Origin of the sequence: Allobosea sp., from assembly GCF_051860145.1 — a bacterium.
Lineage (GTDB): Bacteria > Pseudomonadota > Alphaproteobacteria > Rhizobiales > Beijerinckiaceae > Allobosea.
Genome location: NZ_JBHYEM010000003.1, coordinates 401,076 through 416,420, shown reverse-complemented (window position 1 = coordinate 416,420; position 15,345 = coordinate 401,076). Strand labels below are relative to the sequence as shown.

Below are 15,345 nucleotides of genomic sequence, written 5' to 3'. Positions count from 1 at the left end.
CGACTCTAGCGAGGCGAGGCGATCGTCGAGGTCAGGCAGGCGCTGGGGCAGACCGGCGCCCGGCCGAGCAATTGGGCAAGCGCATCGCCATTGCTCCGCTCACAGACGAGCTTGAGATAGCCTCGGTCCTTCGAGCCGAATTCGGGGACACCGCAGGATGACGCCATGGTCGTTTCGGCTTGAGCCCATAACGTCTGGATGACTTTCCTGGGCTCCGGTCGCTGCAGCCCCTGCCATGTCGCCGGCTGCTTCTTCCGTGCCGTGTCGACATAGGTCATGACGAAAGCCATGAGCGCGGCAAGTCCGTCGCGGTGGTCGATCTGGCGATCATTCCTGCGCAGGGAATCGAGCGCCACAGCCGAGTTCAGATCGTGGCTGAACGCGTTGAGCTCATCCAGGAGATAGAGGAAATCGCTCGAGGACGAGACGCCGCCCGGGCGCAGATAACCGGCGACGAAGATGTCGCGTGCCGCGAACGATTTGGCGATCTCGCTGGGAGCGAAGAATTTGGAGAGCTCGTGCGGGCGGCGGATCTCTCCACCCTTGACCAGCGGAAACGCATCGCGCTCCTCCGTCAGATTATGCACCGACTCGTGAACCGCGGTCGACAGCCCCAGCTGGACATCATCACAACTCAGCCAGCCCAGAAACTGCTTCTTGTCCTTCATCGCCTCGTAGATCACGTAGCCGCGCGGCGACAGGCGCTGGAGATCCCGGATCGCCTGTCCATGGCAATCGCGACGCTCGCTTGCGGAGGCGGCCTGGACAAAGCCGAGAACCGTCAAAAAGACCAGGCCAGCCTGCAAAATCCTGCGCATGCCTCTAACCTTCCGAACTCATCCACGTGGCTTCGGGCCGGATGGATCAGGTTGATACTGATCCATGAATCCGGCCTGAACCAACGCATTTTAATCAAATGAGCGGAAAACGCGTTCCCCAGGCCCCAATTCCGCGTTTGAGCGGAATACGAAGCGGCAAGCGGCTTTTCGCCTTGGTCCGCCCTATCGAAAACACGGATGCTGCCCGTCGCAGCAACCATCTCGCGAGCTGGCCGCAACCCACACGCAACCTTGCCTGGCAGGCATCGTCACCAAGCGTCCGATGCGCCTGAGGAGCGAAACGAACGCGCCCGCTACACAGTCAATTTGGCAAGAACACGGTGTCAATGAGGCCAAACCTCAACGAGGTCAAAAGCGCCTCACCCCGTCAATACAACCACTGGTAGGTAAAAAGATCCTAAAACTAGCGAATTTCGCGCAATTGAAAATATGCGAGCTTTTCCGTCTCTGACTCGACTCTCCAGCTTCTGAAGTGCTTCTAATAGATTTCCAGTGGTTAACGTGCTGGATTTTCATCGTAATCGAGTCTTCCTCTTAAGCCCCTAGGAGAGTTGACCATGTTTAAGTCCTTCAAGAAAATTGCCGCTATTATCGCCTTATCCGGCGCCGTCTTGGCGGTGACGCTGCCGATGTCGGCCGAAGCTCGCTGCGCCGGCAAAGAATGCAAGCGACCCATTGCCAGCACCAAGGTCAATACGACCTATAACTACCGAACCGTGCAACAGCAGCGCAACGTCACGCGTTATCGCGATGTCAATCGCACCCGCCGCGTCAACCAGGTCACGAGGGTTGTGAATGTCACCCGCGTGCAACCGGTGACACGTGTCAACCTCGTCACGCGCGTTCATAACCGGACCGCGGTCGTGAACGAGAACCGACACGCATCCCGGACGGAACGGCTCGGCGCCCGCCATGTCAGCACCGGCAAGACGGTCCATATCTCGCACGCCGCGGCCCGCCCGACGACGAGGACGGTCTATCGCTACAATACCGTGCAGCGCGTCAACAACGTGACCCGCTACAACGATGTCAACCGCACCCGCTATGTGCGGAACATCAACCGCCATGTCACCGTCACGCGCGTGCAGCCGGTGATCCGGACCAATGTGATCACACGCGTGCATGATCGCACGGTGATCGTGCCCCAGACCCGTTACGTCTCCCAGACGCAGGTTCTGCCGGCGCGTGTCGTGCGAACCGGCAAGACGATCCAGATCAATCACAAGCCCGCTCATGCGACCTATCGCGGGCATAAGTCCACGCATACCGCATCCAACTAGGCGGTAGCCGCCGATCTCGCTGGCAGAGATCAAACCTTGACCGCGACCCCTCGCGGTCAAGGATTTGCCGCACCGTCAGTCAGCCCGAGGCGACCACGCGAAGCTCTGTCCTCGACTCGCTGACTTGTCCGCTATCGGTCGCAATACCCTCGAGAGATGAGGGGGCGGACAACGTCACGCCGCGGAGGCGGCCGGCGGCGGCTCCGTCGGTTCCGCACCGGACCGGGTGCAGAGCGCCAGCATCGCACGGGCGATCTCGGCCTCGCCCATGATCGTCAGCGTCGCGCCGCATTTGGTCAGGTGCTCGACCTCGGCGTCCGAATGCGCCCGGGCGACGATCGGTAGCGACGGGCTGTCGCGCCTCGCCTGCTCGCAGACCTGTCCCGCCTCGAAGCTGCCCGGAATCGCGACGAAGAGCCGCTTCGCGCGCCAGAGGCCGGCGGCTGCGAGCACCTCGGGATCGGCGGCGTTGCCGATGATGACCTCGGCGCCGTCGCGCCTGGCCGCCTCGATGGCGTCCGACTGATCCTCGATCACCAGGAGCTTTTCGCCGTGCCGGATCAGCCCGGCCCCGAGCAGCGAGCCGACCCGGCCATAGCCGACGACGACCATGTGCTCGACCAGCGCGGTCGGCACGATGTCGCGCTCCGGCTCCGGTTCCGGTGCGGGCGCCGCGGCGCTCGGCTTGGGCTTCGCCACCGGCACGGCATCCATGCTCAGGCGGTCGACGATCGCGAAGAGGACGGGGTTGAGCAGGATCGACAGGATCGCGCCGGCAAGCACCAGATCGCGGCCCTGCTCGGGCAGGATCGCCAGCGAGACGCCGAGCCCGGCGAGGATGAAGGAGAACTCGCCGATCTGCGCCAGGCTCGCCGAGATGGTCAGCGCCACCGCGTTCGAGCGTCCGAAGGCCCGTACGATCAGCCAGGCGGCGAGCGACTTGCCGATCAGGATGATCGCCAGCGTGGCGATCAGCGGCCCCGGCGCGCGCAGCAGGATGCCCGGATCGAACAGCATGCCGACCGAGACGAAGAAGAGCACCGCAAAGGCGTCGCGCAGCGGCAGCGATTCCTCGGCGGCGCGCTGGCTCAGCGGCGACTCGTTCAGGATCATGCCGGCGAAGAAGGCGCCGAGCGCGAAGGAGACGCCGAACAGGCTGGCCGCGATATAGGCGACGCCGAGCGCGACTGCGAGCACGGCCAGGCGGAACAGCTCGCGCGAGCCGGTATGGGCCACCCAGTGCAGCACCCAGGGGATGATCCGGCGCCCGACGATGAGCATGAAGGCGACGAAGGCGACGACCTTGGCGAGCGTCAGGCCGAGCACGCCCCAGAGGCCGAAATCGAACTGCGTCGCGAGCGGGCCCGGTGCGCCTGGCCGCGCGCCGTTCAGCGCATCGGCGATGGCAGGCAGCAGCACCAGCGCCAGCACCATGGCGAGGTCCTCGACGATCAGCCAGCCGACCGCGATCTTGCCCTTCTCGGTCTGGACCAGGCGCCGTTCCTGCAGGGCGCGCAGCAGCACGACCGTACTCGCGACCGACAGCGCCAGGCCGAAGACCAGTCCCGCGATCCAGGTCCAGCCCAGCAGCAGGCCGAGCCCGAGCCCGAGCAGGGTCGCGACGCCGATCTGGACGATGGCGCCGGGCACGGCGATGGCTTTGACCGACAGCAGGTCCTTCAGCGAGAAATGCAGGCCGACGCCGAACATCAGCAGGATGACGCCGATCTCGGCCAGCTCGTTGGCGAGGCCCTGATCGGCGACGAAGCCCGGCGTGAAGGGGCCGACGGCGACGCCGGCGAGGAGATAGCCGACCAGCGGGGAGATACGGAGTTTCTGGGCAAGCGCCCCGAAGATGAAAGCAAGGCCGAGGCCCGCGACGAGAATGGCGATCAGCGGGCCGTGATGCATCGGTCTCCCGGAATGGTGAAGGGGTGAAAAGGGGGCGCTCGAATCATGGCGGGCGAGCCGGTGAATTTCAACCGCCGAGCGTGGCTCGCGGAGTTGTCCGGGGGCAAAATCGGTGCCGATCGAACCAGACCAATTGTCGCACTGCGCTCAGCCCCGCCGGGAGAGGGACTATCCGGCCTCAGGCACGCGGCTTCTCGAGCAGGATCTGGCCCTGCTTCTCGACCCCGAGCTTGAGCTTCTCGGCGAAGACCGCGAGCACCCAGGGCAGCATCACCTCGATGCGCACGAGCGTGTCCTCGACATCGAGCCGGCCGCGAACGGTATAGCCCAGCGCCGCGACCGCGAATTGCAGCGTGTTCCCGCTCCAGCTTTCCTCGACCAGCTGCATCTTCACCAGGCCGAGCTTGTCGCGAATGCGGTCGATGCCGCCCTGCAGGCGCGCCAGCGCGGCCTCGCGCCCGAGATCATGGGAAACGGTGATGCTGACGGGCTTGGCCATGATGCTCCTCAGGTCCGCGCGGAGCTTCTCATGTGATGCGCCGGAGAGCGATTTCCAGTGCGCGCGGCCATGGCATGTCGCCTGAAAGCGGACGCCGGGCGATGCGGCCTGCATCGCCCGGCGTCGTCCGGTGTCCCGGAGCAATTCATGCGCTCTCGCTGGAGCGCCTTTAGTAGGCGCTGCGCTCGTTCAAGGCCTGCTGACCATGCGGAGTGACGCGCCATTGCCCTTCCTTCGGCTCGACCAGCCCGCGCTGGGTCAGGACGCGCAGCATGGCGTCGTCGAAGATGAAGTGCTTGGTCTCTTCGTCGAGACTTTCGAGCGCGATCCATTCCGGGTCGGTCATGACGGGCCCCAGCGGCGCCCGGAACTGTTCGATGTCCATGAGCGTCTCCTGTCGGTCCAGAGTGGATGACAGGCAAGTCGCATCGAATCTTGACCTCGTCATGGCTGCATTCCGGCTGCAACAAGCCTTAGCCGGCAGGCGCGGGAGAATCGCAGATTTCCGCAGCTGTCTCGGAACTCTGCCGGAGGTGCCTCGTTCACTGGATACATCCCCGATCCGCAGATGGAGGCCCCAATGGCGATCAGCAACAAGTTCCCGCCCGACATGCCGAAAGGCTGGGACGAAACCGAAGACGAGATCGAGCGCGCCGGCGAAGGCCTCAAGGCGAAGGCGAGCGGCGTCGCGGATACCGTCAAGGACGGCTATTACCGCGCCAAGGACGCCGTCGGCGATATGGATGCGGGGGAGGCGGCGCGCAGCGCGGGCCGCTATGCGCAGGAGGGCGGAGAGGCCGCGATGCGCGCCGTCGAGCGCCATCCGCTGGTGGTCTTCGGCCTCGGTGCGCTCAGCGTCGGTCTGATCGCATGGGCAAGCATGCGGCCGTCGACGCCGGCCTGGCAGCCGGATTATCCGCGCTTGCGCCGGCTGTTCTCGGATTATGGCGGCGATGATGCGGTCAAGGCCGGCGAAAGCGCCTGGAAGAACGGGGAGAGCTGGTTGAGGTCGTCAGGCAGCGTGGCGCAGGACTATGCCCGCGATGGCGGCCGTCTGCTGGCGAAGCGGACCGAGAGGGAGCCGCTGGCGGCGTTGCTCGGGGTCGGCATCGCGATCTATGTGCTCGGATCGCTGCTCAGCTCGAACAGCGAACCTGCGCCCACGCCGGCCCGGCGCCGCAACGCAAAGCGATAGATTTGAAAAAGGAAATCAGGATATCCCGGGAGGCTGAACGCCTCCCGGGATAGATTCTGCTACCACCAGTAGCCCGGGCCGTAATAGCCACGGCGATAATACGGGCCACGCGCGGCCGAGCCGATGATCGCGCCGCCAATGACGCCGGCAGCGACGCCGCCCGCGACGGCGCTGGCCGTCTCGTTCGAGCTGCGGCGGTTCTCGACATAATTCGCCGAACGGCACTGCTGGTAAGCACGCGTGCCGGGACGGAAGCCTTGGGATTCGCAGGTCACCTCGGCGTCGGCCATGGATTCCTGCGCGGTCTGGCAACCGGCGAGCCCCGCCGCCAGCAGCCCCACGACAATCAGTGAACGCATTGGAGAAAGTCCTTTTCAGCCACCCTAGAGCCGTCAGTTCGCATAGAAACTATCGTTTCGGCAAGGGTCAAGACGCTCCGCCTCGTTAAGATTACTAAGTGTGTCGCGCCGGTTACGCTCGCTCGCGGCGCGGACGCTGCGCCGGCTTCTCGACACTGGTCTTGCCGGACCGCGTCAGCGATGTAATGGCGAGCGCCGGCCTGCCGGATTTTTCGGCGATCGCGGTATCCTGCTCGATGATCGCGTCCCGCGCCGGCTCGTCGCCGTCGAGCCCGCCGAGCAGGGCGGTCGGCACGCGCCGGTTCGAGGAGCGCGAGCCGTCGCTGTAGACGACGTCGAACATGACGAATTCGGCATCCAGCGGCTTGGATTTCTTGCGGGCCATGGTCGATCCTCGTGCTGGGTCGCGGATTGCGGGCCGCGACATGCCGGCCTGACGGCCCCGCAAGCGACCTTTGATGAAGCGGCCCGAGATAGAGCACGCGCGGCCGTTGTTCAATGCGATCCTCGGTGATCCTCGCCCGCCCGCCGCAAGGCCCTTGAATTTGCGGCGTCGCGGCCGATCATGCGAAGCAGAGAAATGGTCGCGACCAGACCCCGCGGAAGGACATCCGATGCTGCTACGTTTCCTCCTGCTCGTCCCGGCCCTGGCGCTCAGCGCCTGCATGGTCCCCAATTCGCGTTCCAACGCGGTGGTGGTGACCGAGACCGCCGCCGTGGTCGAGAGCTGCAAGCGCCTCACCCAGATCAATGGCGACGGCTCGATCAGCCAGAGCGTGCTGATGGACCGGGCTCGCGACAGCGCGCTCGCCCGGCTCAAGGTCCGCGGCGCCGAGGCCGGCGGCACGCATGTCCTGTCCGACGTGGCCAATCACGGCTGGAAGGGGCCGAGCACCGCCGGCACCGTCTACAAGTGCTGAGAGGGCTTGGAAGGCGTATTTGAGTTGACCTAACGTTCCGAACTTCCTCGAATGCCGCTGCCGAGGATCAGCGCGGCAATTCGCGGGGAGGGCGGTCATGTCTCAGGTGCTGACGGATGGAGATGATTACGTTACCGCAACGCAGTTCACGGTATACGGCCTTGATGGAAGCGATAGAATTCTTACGTACCTGGTAGAGGCCAACATTTATGGCGGTAACGGTCACGATTTCATTGGCAATAAGAGCACCGGAACTCTATATGGATTCGGTGGTCATGGGAATGATACCATCCACGGCGGCGCGAATCTTGACTATCTCTATGGCGAGACCGGAAGCGATCTGCTGGTCGGGGGCGATTTTCTCTATACCGTTGCTGCAGGCGGCTCGATCGTGCCGCTTATAGGCGGGCTGAGCGGTGACGACTATCTCGACGGCGGTCAGGACCGCGATGCCCTCTACGGCTTCGACGGCGACGACATCCTGCTGGGCGGCGACGGCGACGACAACAGAGCGGCGGAAATCGCGGTCAAGGATCACAATGCCGCCTACTCCCTCTACGTGATTACGGGCGGCCTCTATGGCGGCACCGGCGACGACTATCTCGATGGCGGGCGCGGCAACGATTACCTGGATGGCGGCGCCGATAACGACACGCTGATCGGCGGGGCCGGCAACGACGCGCTCGTCGGCGGCGCCGGTAACGACCTGATCCGGGCGGATGCCGGCGCCGACATCGCCTATGGCGGGACTGGCGACGACAAGATCTATTCGGGGATCGCAGACGCGATCAGCGCGCTCGGCGAGGCCGGCAACGATCAGATCGCGACCGGCAACGGCAATGACTATATCGATGGCGGCGCCGACAACGACATCGTGTTTGCGGGTGGTGGCAACAACACCATCCTCGGCGGCAACGGCTCCGACGCGCTCGGCGGCTATCTCGGCAACGACACCTTCTATGGCGACTACAATGTCGGTGGGCTCATTATTTCAACCTGAGCTTCGATGTCAGGGCGGGAGACGCCGACTACATCGCCGACTTCAAGGCCGGCGGCGTGCAGGACTATATCATCCTGCCGACAGCCTATAGCGGCTCGGTCTACCTGACGCAGTATGGCACCGACGTGATCGGCTATATCGCTCAGGGATCGGGCTATTATTCGTTCCAGGTGCACGGCTATACCGCGCTCACCGTGGCGCAGGTCCAGGCGGCGCTGTTCTTCGCCTGAGGTCGAAGCACGTTGGACATGCCCGCCGTACCGAACGGAGCGGCGGGCTCGCCGTGCCGGCGCCGATCAGTGGTCTATCCGAGGCGGCGGACCACGGGCTTGCCGCCCGGTCGATGCCGGTGCGACCCGCCATAAGGCAGGGAATAGGACTCTCCATAGGGATAGAGAGCCGGAACGGGGAATTCAGGCACCGGATCAAAGATCCAGCACTGTTTCCGGAGCCATTCGGCCTCGGACCGCGCCTCGGCGCAGGCGGCGATATGAGAGCGCTCCCAGAAGGCGCTGGTCGGCGACGAGGCGGCGACGAGCGTGCCGGCGGCGATGGCGGCCGTGACGAGAGCCGTCGTGACCCGCCTGGTCATCGGATATCCATGCCGTTGGATCCCTTCTGGTTCCCGCGCCACCCGGTCCCGATAACACCCGCCAGACCTTACCGGACCGTGAACGGCCGGGCCGGTCAGGCGCTCTCGGCAGCCTGCTTATCCGACTGGCACTGGCCCTGTCCGCCCATCTGCGAGGGGCAGGTGATGCATTCCGGCAGCAGGGGGCCATGCTGCAGCGTCTCGCGCAGATGGATCATCGCCGGGCTGTTCCAGAGATCCATGAACTCAGGCGCGCCGTGCAGCCCGACATCGTCATGGCCCATGATCTGGTGCATGAAGCTGCATGGATAGATGCGCTGGCTCGGATCGAGGATCTTGAGCGCATACCAGGGATAGCTGCAGGCGAAAGGCGCCATCCGGCCGTAAGGATTGGCGACCGGCTGGCGCCAATTGTCGTGCGTGCTGCCGGCGGGCAAGGGATCGCCCTTCGTGAGCGCAATCGGCGGGTCGTTGCGCACCGAGGCGACCAGCGTCTCGCGATCCGTGTTGGCGGGCAGCTCGGCCGAGTGCAGGGGAACGCTCCACTGGTCGGGATCGCCATAGACCTCGACGCTGGTCGCAGCGATCGCCTCGCGGGCGCGTTCCTGCCAATAGGCGACGTCGGGATGGCTCCAGGCCGGCAGCGACTTGAAGTCCTCCGGATTGGGGAACATCACGGCATAATAGTCGCCGGGGATCAGCGTGCGGAGATAGACGCCATGCGCGCCGAGTTCCTCGGCCAGGCGCAGGAGGTCGGGGATCTCGGCGAGGTTCTCGCGCACCACGACGCAGCTGATATCGACGATGCGCCCCTTCGAGCGGGCCCAGCGGATCGATTCGACGATCCTCGGGAAGGCGTCCTCGCCGAGCTTCATCAGGGAGTGATGGGTCGCCGCGGTGGCGGCGTTCAGGCTGATGACGAAGTTGATATTGACCTCCGACAGCTCCTCCTCGAAGCGATGCAGCCGGTGGCCATGGGTGATCAGGGTGACATAGGCGCGCGGGTCCAGGATCTCGCGCAGGCGGCGCAGCATCCGGCCGAAGCGCGGATGGATGGTCGGCTCGCCGCCGGTGATCAGCAGCAGCCGCGAATAGGACAGCAGAAGCTCCAGATGCGGGATCGCCTCCAGGTCGTTCTCGAGCGCGGGGTGGCGGCTGCGCCGGACCGGAACCGAGCAGAAGGTGCATTTGGCGTTGCAGGTGCTGGTGATGCCCAGCGTCATGTTCCAGGGATAGGCGGATAGCCGGGTCCGGCCGTTCACGTTCTCCCAGATGCTGAGCATGTAATTGTGCAGCCAGCGGTCATCGCCGTAGCGCGTCGTGATCTCGGCGAGCGACAGCGGCGTCACCAGCTTTTCGAGCTGTTCCGGCGTCTTCGACATGATCGAGGCCGGCGAGAGCTCGGCGTCGAGCGCGGCCTGCTCCGGATCGAAGACGAGTTCGGGAACCGGGCTGGGGATGAGCTCCGAGGCGGGCAGGGCGCCGCTGAACCGGGCACTGAGGCTCCGGATCGGTCGCATCAGGGTCGATAGACGCATCCTACGATCCTCTCGCCGTGACGGCTTTCGCTGGCCCGCTATTGCCCCGTCGCCTGGACGAATGCGGGGGCATTCTGGCGGATGGTGAGTTCGACCTTGTCGAGCGCATGTTCCAAGGCGCGGATGACGGCCTGGATGTCTGCCCTCGTATGGGAGTAGCTGAGGCTGAAGGTGCCGTAGGTGCAGACCCGGTTCCGGGCGAGTTCCTGGATCGTCAGGTAGTGGCAGAGATCGCCAGCCACGCCGGGCGCACCCTCGAATTCGAGCTGCGGCCGGCAATCATGTCCAACCAGGGCGGACTTGATCCCGCGTGCCGCGCAAAGCGCGGCGTAGGCCCGTTTCAGCTCCTGGCCCTTGCGGGCGAGATCGGCGCAGACGTTGCGATCGACGATCTCGCCGATGGTCTCGACGGCCGCCACGATCGAGACGGCCTCGAGGCCGAAGGTCAGGCTGTAATTGATCGAATGGACATGCCGCATCCATTTCTCGCGGCCGACGAGCACCGAGAGCGGCGAGCCGTTGGCGATGCCCTTGCCGTAGCAGGCGAGATCGGGCGTCACGTCCCAGACCTGCTGCATGCCGCCGACGGCGACCCGAAATCCGGAGACGACCTCGTCGAAGATCAGCAGGGCGCCGTCCTTCTCGACGAGATCGCGGATCTCCAGCATCGCCTCGCGATCGGGGATCGGCCAGAGCATCGGGTCGATGATCAGGGCCGCGAACTCGCCAGGATGGGCAGCGAGCGCCTGGCGGACGCTTTGCGGATCGAGCGTGGCGAGGCTGACGATCTGGGCATGGTGGGTGTCGGGCACGCCGGGCGAGCGGATCGAGGCCATGTACCAGTCCTGCACGCCATGATAGCCGCGATGCAGGATCTTGACGCGCCCCGTCGCGAAGCGGGCGAGACGGATCGCCGCCGCAGTCGCGTCCGAGCCGTTCTTCACCAGATGGATCGCCTCGGCGCAGGGCACATGCTGGAGCAGCAGCCCGTGCAGGCGGCTGAACTCGGGGCCGGCCATGCCGAGATTGGCGTATTTCGCGATCTGGGCCGACACCGCCCTGGCGATGCGCTCATAGCCGTAGCCCAGGATATTGGTGCCCCAGGCGGAGACCATGTCGATATAGTCGACGCCGTTCATGTCGACGAGATGCCCGCCATAGCCATGCGAGACATTGGGCGGCAGGATCAGGGCGAGCACCTGCTCGCTGGTCAAACCGTCAGTGGCGGGGTCCGCGTCGCTCATGGTTCACATCCGGGCCCGGAGCGGCGCTGCGGCCGGCCGCGACGCGGTCTCGAAATGACGCGCCAGGATCGGGTGCCTGTCATAGTGGGCCCTGACCTCGCTGTAATTGACGATGAGGTCCTCGAGGGAGCCCTGCGTTCCCTTCCTGAACGGAGGCGGTTCGGCCAGCGGCTCGAGCCCAAGCCCGGCCTGGACCGAGCGCAATGTCCGGGGCCAGGCCGAGACCAGGTCGTCGTAATCCACCTCGATCAGCCGATGCTTCCCGAACAGATCGAGGACGGCCGGTTCGGGCGCACAGAAATGATCGTAGAACCAGCCGATATAGCCGGGCTCATAGGTCAGCCTGGGCGTCGCGGGCACGTCGCCGCCGGCCGCGACATGCCAGAGGCCCGTCTCCATGGCGATGCGGAAGGAGACGGCCGCCTCGACGATGTTCCGGCGCAGGACGATGACGCGCAGGTCGGGCAAGGAGCGGACATGGTCCCAGACGCCCGAGTTCCGGGCGAGCTGATCATACATGATCTTGGTGCCGTCGAAGTCAGCAAAGAAGCGCTCCGACAGCAGGCGTAAGTTGAACCGCTCGCCGTCCAGGTAACCTTGCGGGTTGAGGTAGCTGTCTTGCGGCCCATAGAGCGAGGCGAAGGTTTCCTTACGCCAGTCGACCCATGGAGCGTCGCCTTCCAGCACGGGATTGAATATTTCCATGCCCTGCCGGACGGCAGGATGGGCGCCCAGAGCAGTAATGAGAAGGGTCGACCCCGTCCGCGGGTAGCAAAGAACGATGAATTTCATCAGCAGCCCGCTCCGTCATTCACGAAGCCTACGACCGCCCTGGAAGAGTGACAAGCCGGTCTCGGCATGATGTCGCGGCAAAGCTTCGCTGCACCGATTCGATGAGCAGCACAGCACGATACGTCATGCGGCAAGACCCGCATCCTTCAAATGGAGGACGGAGCGGCGGCGCGGCCATGGCAGGCTCGGAGCGGGAGCCGCTCAAGGCGTGAAATTGATGCGCCGGGGGGCGCCGCGACATGGAACGGAGGAGGAGAACGCATGTCACAGATCGGGACGGACGGCGATGATCGCATCGACGCTGCGCAAAGCGTGGTCTACGGCCTCGAAGGCAACGACCGAATCTTCACCGTGATCGGCTCGCCTCAGATTTATGGCGGAGGCGGTAACGACTTCATCGCCAATAACAGCAACACGACGATGTATGGCTATGGCGGCAGCGGCAACGACACGATTCACGGCGACGCCACTGCAGATCGCCTGACGGGCGACGACGGCAACGACCTGCTCGTCGGCGGCATGTTCGACTACAACTATGCCGATGTGAATGACGGCATCATTCAGTTCGACATCGTGACCGGCAGCGACGTCCTCTATGGCGGCGACGGTGTCGACGGACTCTATGGTCTCGATGCCGACGACGTCCTGTTCGGCGGCGACGGGGATGACACGAACGGTCTCACCGTGATCGCGCCGCGCGATCTCGCGGGTGGGAGCTGGCTGATCAAGGCTGGCCTCTATGGCGGCCTCGGTGCCGACTATCTCGATGGCGGGCGCGGCCAGGACTATCTCGATGGCGGTGAGGGGGCCGATACGCTGATCGGCGGGGAAGGCAACGACAAGCTCTATGGCGGCGGCGGCAACGATACGATCTGGGCCGATCAGGGCACCGACGTGGCCTATGGCGGCAGCGGCAACGACACGATCTATTCCGGCCTGGGCAACACGATCAGCGCGCTCGGCGAAGCCGGCAACGACACGATCGCGACCGGAAACGGCAACGACTATATCGATGGCGGCGCCGATAATGACACGATCTTCTCGGGCGGCGGCAACGACACCGTCCTCGGCGGCAATGGCTCGGACGCGCTCGGCGGCTATCTCGGCAACGATACGTTCTATGGCGACTACAATGTCGGCGGGCTCGATTATTTCAACCTGAGCTTCGACGTTAGGGCTGGAGATGCCGACTACATCGCCGACTTCAAGGCCGGCGGCGTGCAGGACTACATCATCTTGCCGAGCGCCTATAGCGGCTCGGTCTATCTCACCCAGTATGGCACCGACGTGATCGGTTACATCGCCCAGGGCTCGAGCTACTATTCATTCCAGGTCCACAGCGCCAATCCGCTGACCATTGCCGAGGTCCAGGCGGGGCTGTTCTTCGCCTGAGGCAAGGCCCCGGTGGTTCGTCCGCCGGCCGGTTGCGCGGAGAAGCTAGCGCGTCTTTCGCTGGCAGCGGTGGAACGCCAGACCGTCGCTGGAGCCCCAGGGGAAGCCTTTCAGCGCCAGGACGATCGTGTCGCGCCCGGTGCGGCGGAAGTCGGCCGTCCCGCGGGTGATCTGGCTTCCGCCCTTCTGGCATTGCGCGCTGAAGCTGATGCCGTCTTGCCTCGGCGCCGGGCGCGCGACGGTGCAGCCGATCTCGTAGAAGGCGAAATCCGCCGCGCCCATCGACAGGACATCGACCTCGCCGTTGATCTGCTCGCAACGCTGCCTGTCGGTGGACCATTCGCCCTGGAGCTCGCTCGGGACCTGGGCACAAACCGGGCCCGTCGCGATGATCAGGGCAAACCAGATGAGAAGCCGCCGAAAGGTTGCGTTCCCAAAGGCCATGGCATCCTCGCAATGAAATGACGCTGCTGCCTGACAGAGCCGTACCAGGCGACGTTTTTATGGCCAGGGAGCCCGGAGGCGACGCCCTGCGCCGCCGATATTCGCCGCTGCATTCATTAGCAGCACTTATCTGTCCTAGTGGATCAAGATGCCTAATCGAGGCTTGGGAAGGTGATTAGGTTCCCGGTGAGCTGATGCAGCAACCGAGGGACAAATGCCTGCCGTCGATAAGAAATTCCTCATCCCGCCATTCCTCATTGCGGCAAGCGTCCTGGGTCTGGCGCCTGCGCGTGCGCAATCGGCCGTGAAGCCTGAACCGCTGGTCATTCAGGACCAGGGCAGCTTCGCCGTCGGCGGCACGGTCACGACCGCGCCGGGCACGTTCGATCCGCTGAAGCCGCTGCAGCCTGCCGGCCAGACCTTCCATGGCGACCATCTTTACGCGTTCTACCAGGTGCCGGCGAACACCCGCAGCCTGCCCATCGTGATGTGGCATGGAGCCGGGCAGTTCTCGAAGACCTGGGAGACGACGCCGGATGGGCGCGAAGGCTTCCAGACCATTTTCCTGCGTCGGCGCTTTGCGACCTACCTCATTGATCAGCCGCGCCGGGGCAATGCCGGGCGCAGCACGGTCGAGACGACGATCAAGCCAGTGCCGGACGAGCAGTTCTGGTTCGGCCAGTTCCGCGTCGGCATCTGGCCGAACTATTTCGACGGCGTCCAGTTCGATCGAAAGCCGGAGACGCTGAACCAGTATTTCCGCGCCATGACCCCGAATACCGGGGCGTTCGACGCCAATCTCATCTCCGACGGCGTCTCCGCGTTGTTCGCCAAGATCGGCCCCGGCATCCTGATGACGCATTCGCAAAGCGGTGGCCCGGGCTGGCTGACGGCGATCAAGAGCCAGAACGTCAAGGCGATCGTCGCGTTCGAGCCCGGAAGCGGTTTCGTCTTCCCCGAAGGCGAACTGCCCAAGCCGGTTCCGACCTCCTTCGACACGCTCGAAGGCGTGCCGGTTCCGATGGCGGAGTTCATGGCCCTGACCAAGGTGCCGATCATCGTCTTCTACGGTGACAACATCCCGGCCAAAGCGACCGATGTGCCGACGCAGGATGCATGGCGTGGTCGGCTGGAGATGGCTCGGATCTGGCGTGACGCCGTCAACAAGCATGGCGGTCAGGTGACCGTGGTCCACCTTCCGGAGGTGGGCATCAAGGGCAATACGCATTTCCCGTTCTCGGACCTGAACAATGTCGAGATCGCGGATCAGGTCTCGAAGTTCCTTGCCGAGAAGAAGCTGGATTGACCGTCGCGCGTGACCTCTCGCGAGGTCCTGCGAA

The 15,345-nt window shown here is 64.6% G+C and carries 19 protein-coding genes; 8 read left to right on the top strand and 11 right to left on the bottom strand.

Translation table 11 applies throughout. The features are described from left to right. Positions 1–5: 5 nt before the first annotated feature. Complete coding sequence (locus tag ACTIF2_RS07725) at positions 6–668, bottom strand: hypothetical protein (RefSeq protein ID WP_439496459.1); 663 nt, start codon at positions 666–668, stop codon at positions 6–8. A 60-nt stretch (positions 669–728) separates the two neighbouring features. Here ACTIF2_RS07725 and ACTIF2_RS07720 point away from each other — a divergent pair, with 60 nt between their 5' ends. Both ACTIF2_RS07720 and ACTIF2_RS07715 read left to right on the top strand, forming a co-directional pair. Further along, positions 729–920, top strand: coding sequence for a hypothetical protein (locus tag ACTIF2_RS07720; RefSeq protein ID WP_439496458.1), 192 nt, complete (start codon positions 729–731; stop codon positions 918–920). Between the two features lie 476 nt (positions 921–1,396). Further along, the gene (locus tag ACTIF2_RS07715) at positions 1,397–2,119 is read left to right on the top strand and encodes a hypothetical protein (RefSeq protein WP_439496457.1); all 723 of its coding nucleotides are present in this window, start codon (positions 1,397–1,399) and stop codon (positions 2,117–2,119) included. Positions 2,120–2,293: 174 nt separating this feature from the next. Here the strand turns inward: ACTIF2_RS07715 and ybaL are convergent, their stop codons facing one another. The 3 genes from ybaL to ACTIF2_RS07700 all read right to left on the bottom strand — a co-directional run bounded on the left by ybaL (position 2,294) and on the right by ACTIF2_RS07700 (position 4,914). After that, a complete protein-coding gene (gene ybaL / locus ACTIF2_RS07710) occupies positions 2,294–4,030 on the bottom strand; it encodes a YbaL family putative K(+) efflux transporter (RefSeq protein WP_439496456.1) in 1,737 nt (578 codons plus the stop codon). Between the two features lie 178 nt (positions 4,031–4,208). Continuing rightward, entirely contained in the window at positions 4,209–4,529 is a 321-nt protein-coding gene (locus ACTIF2_RS07705) for a polyhydroxyalkanoic acid system family protein (protein WP_439496455.1), read from the bottom strand. 169 nt (positions 4,530–4,698) lie between these two features. After that, on the bottom strand, positions 4,699–4,914 hold the full coding sequence (locus ACTIF2_RS07700; protein WP_439496454.1) for a hypothetical protein: 216 nt from the start codon (positions 4,912–4,914) through the stop codon (positions 4,699–4,701). A gap of 195 nt (positions 4,915–5,109) precedes the next feature. Here ACTIF2_RS07700 and ACTIF2_RS07695 point away from each other — a divergent pair, with 195 nt between their 5' ends. Then, a complete protein-coding gene (locus ACTIF2_RS07695) occupies positions 5,110–5,724 on the top strand; it encodes a hypothetical protein (protein WP_439496453.1) in 615 nt (204 codons plus the stop codon). A gap of 59 nt (positions 5,725–5,783) precedes the next feature. Here ACTIF2_RS07695 and ACTIF2_RS07690 read toward each other — a convergent pair whose 3' ends face one another. Together ACTIF2_RS07690 and ACTIF2_RS07685 are read right to left on the bottom strand one after the other, a co-directional pair. Beyond that, positions 5,784–6,083, bottom strand: a complete 300-nt coding sequence (locus ACTIF2_RS07690) for a hypothetical protein (RefSeq protein WP_439496452.1) — start codon at positions 6,081–6,083, stop codon at positions 5,784–5,786. A gap of 112 nt (positions 6,084–6,195) precedes the next feature. Then, positions 6,196–6,468 carry a hypothetical protein gene (locus tag ACTIF2_RS07685; protein ID WP_439496451.1) on the bottom strand — a complete coding sequence of 91 codons (273 nt, stop codon included), beginning with the start codon at positions 6,466–6,468 and terminating at the stop codon, positions 6,196–6,198. Between the two features lie 229 nt (positions 6,469–6,697). Between ACTIF2_RS07685 and ACTIF2_RS07680 the strand changes: the two genes are divergently transcribed. From ACTIF2_RS07680 to ACTIF2_RS07670, 3 genes are all read left to right on the top strand, one after another. After that, on the top strand, positions 6,698–7,003 hold the full coding sequence (locus ACTIF2_RS07680) for a hypothetical protein (protein WP_439496450.1): 306 nt from the start codon (positions 6,698–6,700) through the stop codon (positions 7,001–7,003). 97 nt (positions 7,004–7,100) lie between these two features. After that, positions 7,101–8,003 (top strand): calcium-binding protein, encoded by a 903-nt coding sequence (locus ACTIF2_RS07675; protein WP_439496449.1) that lies wholly within the window; start codon positions 7,101–7,103, stop codon positions 8,001–8,003. A gap of 56 nt (positions 8,004–8,059) precedes the next feature. Continuing rightward, positions 8,060–8,233 carry a hypothetical protein gene (locus ACTIF2_RS07670; RefSeq protein WP_439496448.1) on the top strand — a complete coding sequence of 58 codons (174 nt, stop codon included), beginning with the start codon at positions 8,060–8,062 and terminating at the stop codon, positions 8,231–8,233. Positions 8,234–8,307: 74 nt separating this feature from the next. On the opposite strand, the gene ACTIF2_RS07665 is transcribed toward ACTIF2_RS07670, so the two are convergent. The 4 genes from ACTIF2_RS07665 to ACTIF2_RS07650 all read right to left on the bottom strand — a co-directional run bounded on the left by ACTIF2_RS07665 (position 8,308) and on the right by ACTIF2_RS07650 (position 12,169). Further along, complete coding sequence (locus ACTIF2_RS07665; RefSeq protein ID WP_439496447.1) at positions 8,308–8,595, bottom strand: hypothetical protein; 288 nt, start codon at positions 8,593–8,595, stop codon at positions 8,308–8,310. Positions 8,596–8,690: 95 nt separating this feature from the next. After that, the gene (locus ACTIF2_RS07660) at positions 8,691–10,133 is read right to left on the bottom strand and encodes a radical SAM/SPASM domain-containing protein (protein WP_439496446.1); all 1,443 of its coding nucleotides are present in this window, start codon (positions 10,131–10,133) and stop codon (positions 8,691–8,693) included. 38 nt (positions 10,134–10,171) lie between these two features. Continuing rightward, a complete protein-coding gene (locus ACTIF2_RS07655; RefSeq protein WP_439496445.1) occupies positions 10,172–11,377 on the bottom strand; it encodes an aminotransferase class III-fold pyridoxal phosphate-dependent enzyme in 1,206 nt (401 codons plus the stop codon). A 3-nt stretch (positions 11,378–11,380) separates the two neighbouring features. Next, complete coding sequence (locus ACTIF2_RS07650) at positions 11,381–12,169, bottom strand: Stf0 family sulfotransferase (protein ID WP_439496444.1); 789 nt, start codon at positions 12,167–12,169, stop codon at positions 11,381–11,383. 261 nt (positions 12,170–12,430) lie between these two features. On the opposite strand from ACTIF2_RS07650, the gene ACTIF2_RS07645 reads away from it, so the two are divergent. Next, positions 12,431–13,561 (top strand): calcium-binding protein, encoded by a 1,131-nt coding sequence (locus ACTIF2_RS07645; RefSeq protein WP_439496443.1) that lies wholly within the window; start codon positions 12,431–12,433, stop codon positions 13,559–13,561. Positions 13,562–13,606: 45 nt separating this feature from the next. Here ACTIF2_RS07645 and ACTIF2_RS07640 read toward each other — a convergent pair whose 3' ends face one another. After that, positions 13,607–14,005, bottom strand: a complete 399-nt coding sequence (locus ACTIF2_RS07640; RefSeq protein WP_439496442.1) for a hypothetical protein — start codon at positions 14,003–14,005, stop codon at positions 13,607–13,609. Between the two features lie 214 nt (positions 14,006–14,219). Here ACTIF2_RS07640 and ACTIF2_RS07635 point away from each other — a divergent pair, with 214 nt between their 5' ends. Next, positions 14,220–15,311, top strand: a complete 1,092-nt coding sequence (locus ACTIF2_RS07635; protein WP_439496441.1) for an alpha/beta hydrolase — start codon at positions 14,220–14,222, stop codon at positions 15,309–15,311. Positions 15,312–15,345 lie beyond the last annotated feature (34 nt).

Excerpts from the sequence above, each read along its gene's own strand:
- ACTIF2_RS07675 (WP_439496449.1), top strand. The coding sequence starts at position 7,101 with ATGTCTCAGGTGCTGACGGATGGAGATGATTACGTTACCGCAACGCAG.
- ACTIF2_RS07640 (WP_439496442.1), bottom strand. The coding sequence starts at position 14,005 with ATGGCCTTTGGGAACGCAACCTTTCGGCGGCTTCTCATCTGGTTTGCC.
- ACTIF2_RS07695 (WP_439496453.1), top strand. The coding sequence starts at position 5,110 with ATGGCGATCAGCAACAAGTTCCCGCCCGACATGCCGAAAGGCTGGGAC.
- ACTIF2_RS07655 (WP_439496445.1), bottom strand. The coding sequence starts at position 11,377 with ATGAGCGACGCGGACCCCGCCACTGACGGTTTGACCAGCGAGCAGGTG.
- ACTIF2_RS07645 (WP_439496443.1), top strand. The coding sequence starts at position 12,431 with ATGTCACAGATCGGGACGGACGGCGATGATCGCATCGACGCTGCGCAA.
- ACTIF2_RS07665 (WP_439496447.1), bottom strand. The coding sequence starts at position 8,595 with ATGACCAGGCGGGTCACGACGGCTCTCGTCACGGCCGCCATCGCCGCC.
- ACTIF2_RS07715 (WP_439496457.1), top strand. The coding sequence starts at position 1,397 with ATGTTTAAGTCCTTCAAGAAAATTGCCGCTATTATCGCCTTATCCGGC.
- ACTIF2_RS07725 (WP_439496459.1), bottom strand. The coding sequence starts at position 668 with ATGAAGGACAAGAAGCAGTTTCTGGGCTGGCTGAGTTGTGATGATGTC.
- ACTIF2_RS07660 (WP_439496446.1), bottom strand. The coding sequence starts at position 10,133 with ATGCGTCTATCGACCCTGATGCGACCGATCCGGAGCCTCAGTGCCCGG.
- ACTIF2_RS07690 (WP_439496452.1), bottom strand. The coding sequence starts at position 6,083 with ATGCGTTCACTGATTGTCGTGGGGCTGCTGGCGGCGGGGCTCGCCGGT.
- ACTIF2_RS07680 (WP_439496450.1), top strand. The coding sequence starts at position 6,698 with ATGCTGCTACGTTTCCTCCTGCTCGTCCCGGCCCTGGCGCTCAGCGCC.
- ACTIF2_RS07720 (WP_439496458.1), top strand. The coding sequence starts at position 729 with ATGGCAATCGCGACGCTCGCTTGCGGAGGCGGCCTGGACAAAGCCGAG.
- ACTIF2_RS07685 (WP_439496451.1), bottom strand. The coding sequence starts at position 6,468 with ATGGCCCGCAAGAAATCCAAGCCGCTGGATGCCGAATTCGTCATGTTC.
- ybaL (WP_439496456.1), bottom strand. The coding sequence starts at position 4,030 with ATGCATCACGGCCCGCTGATCGCCATTCTCGTCGCGGGCCTCGGCCTT.
- ACTIF2_RS07705 (WP_439496455.1), bottom strand. The coding sequence starts at position 4,529 with ATGGCCAAGCCCGTCAGCATCACCGTTTCCCATGATCTCGGGCGCGAG.
- ACTIF2_RS07700 (WP_439496454.1), bottom strand. The coding sequence starts at position 4,914 with ATGGACATCGAACAGTTCCGGGCGCCGCTGGGGCCCGTCATGACCGAC.
- ACTIF2_RS07650 (WP_439496444.1), bottom strand. The coding sequence starts at position 12,169 with ATGAAATTCATCGTTCTTTGCTACCCGCGGACGGGGTCGACCCTTCTC.
- ACTIF2_RS07635 (WP_439496441.1), top strand. The coding sequence starts at position 14,220 with ATGCCTGCCGTCGATAAGAAATTCCTCATCCCGCCATTCCTCATTGCG.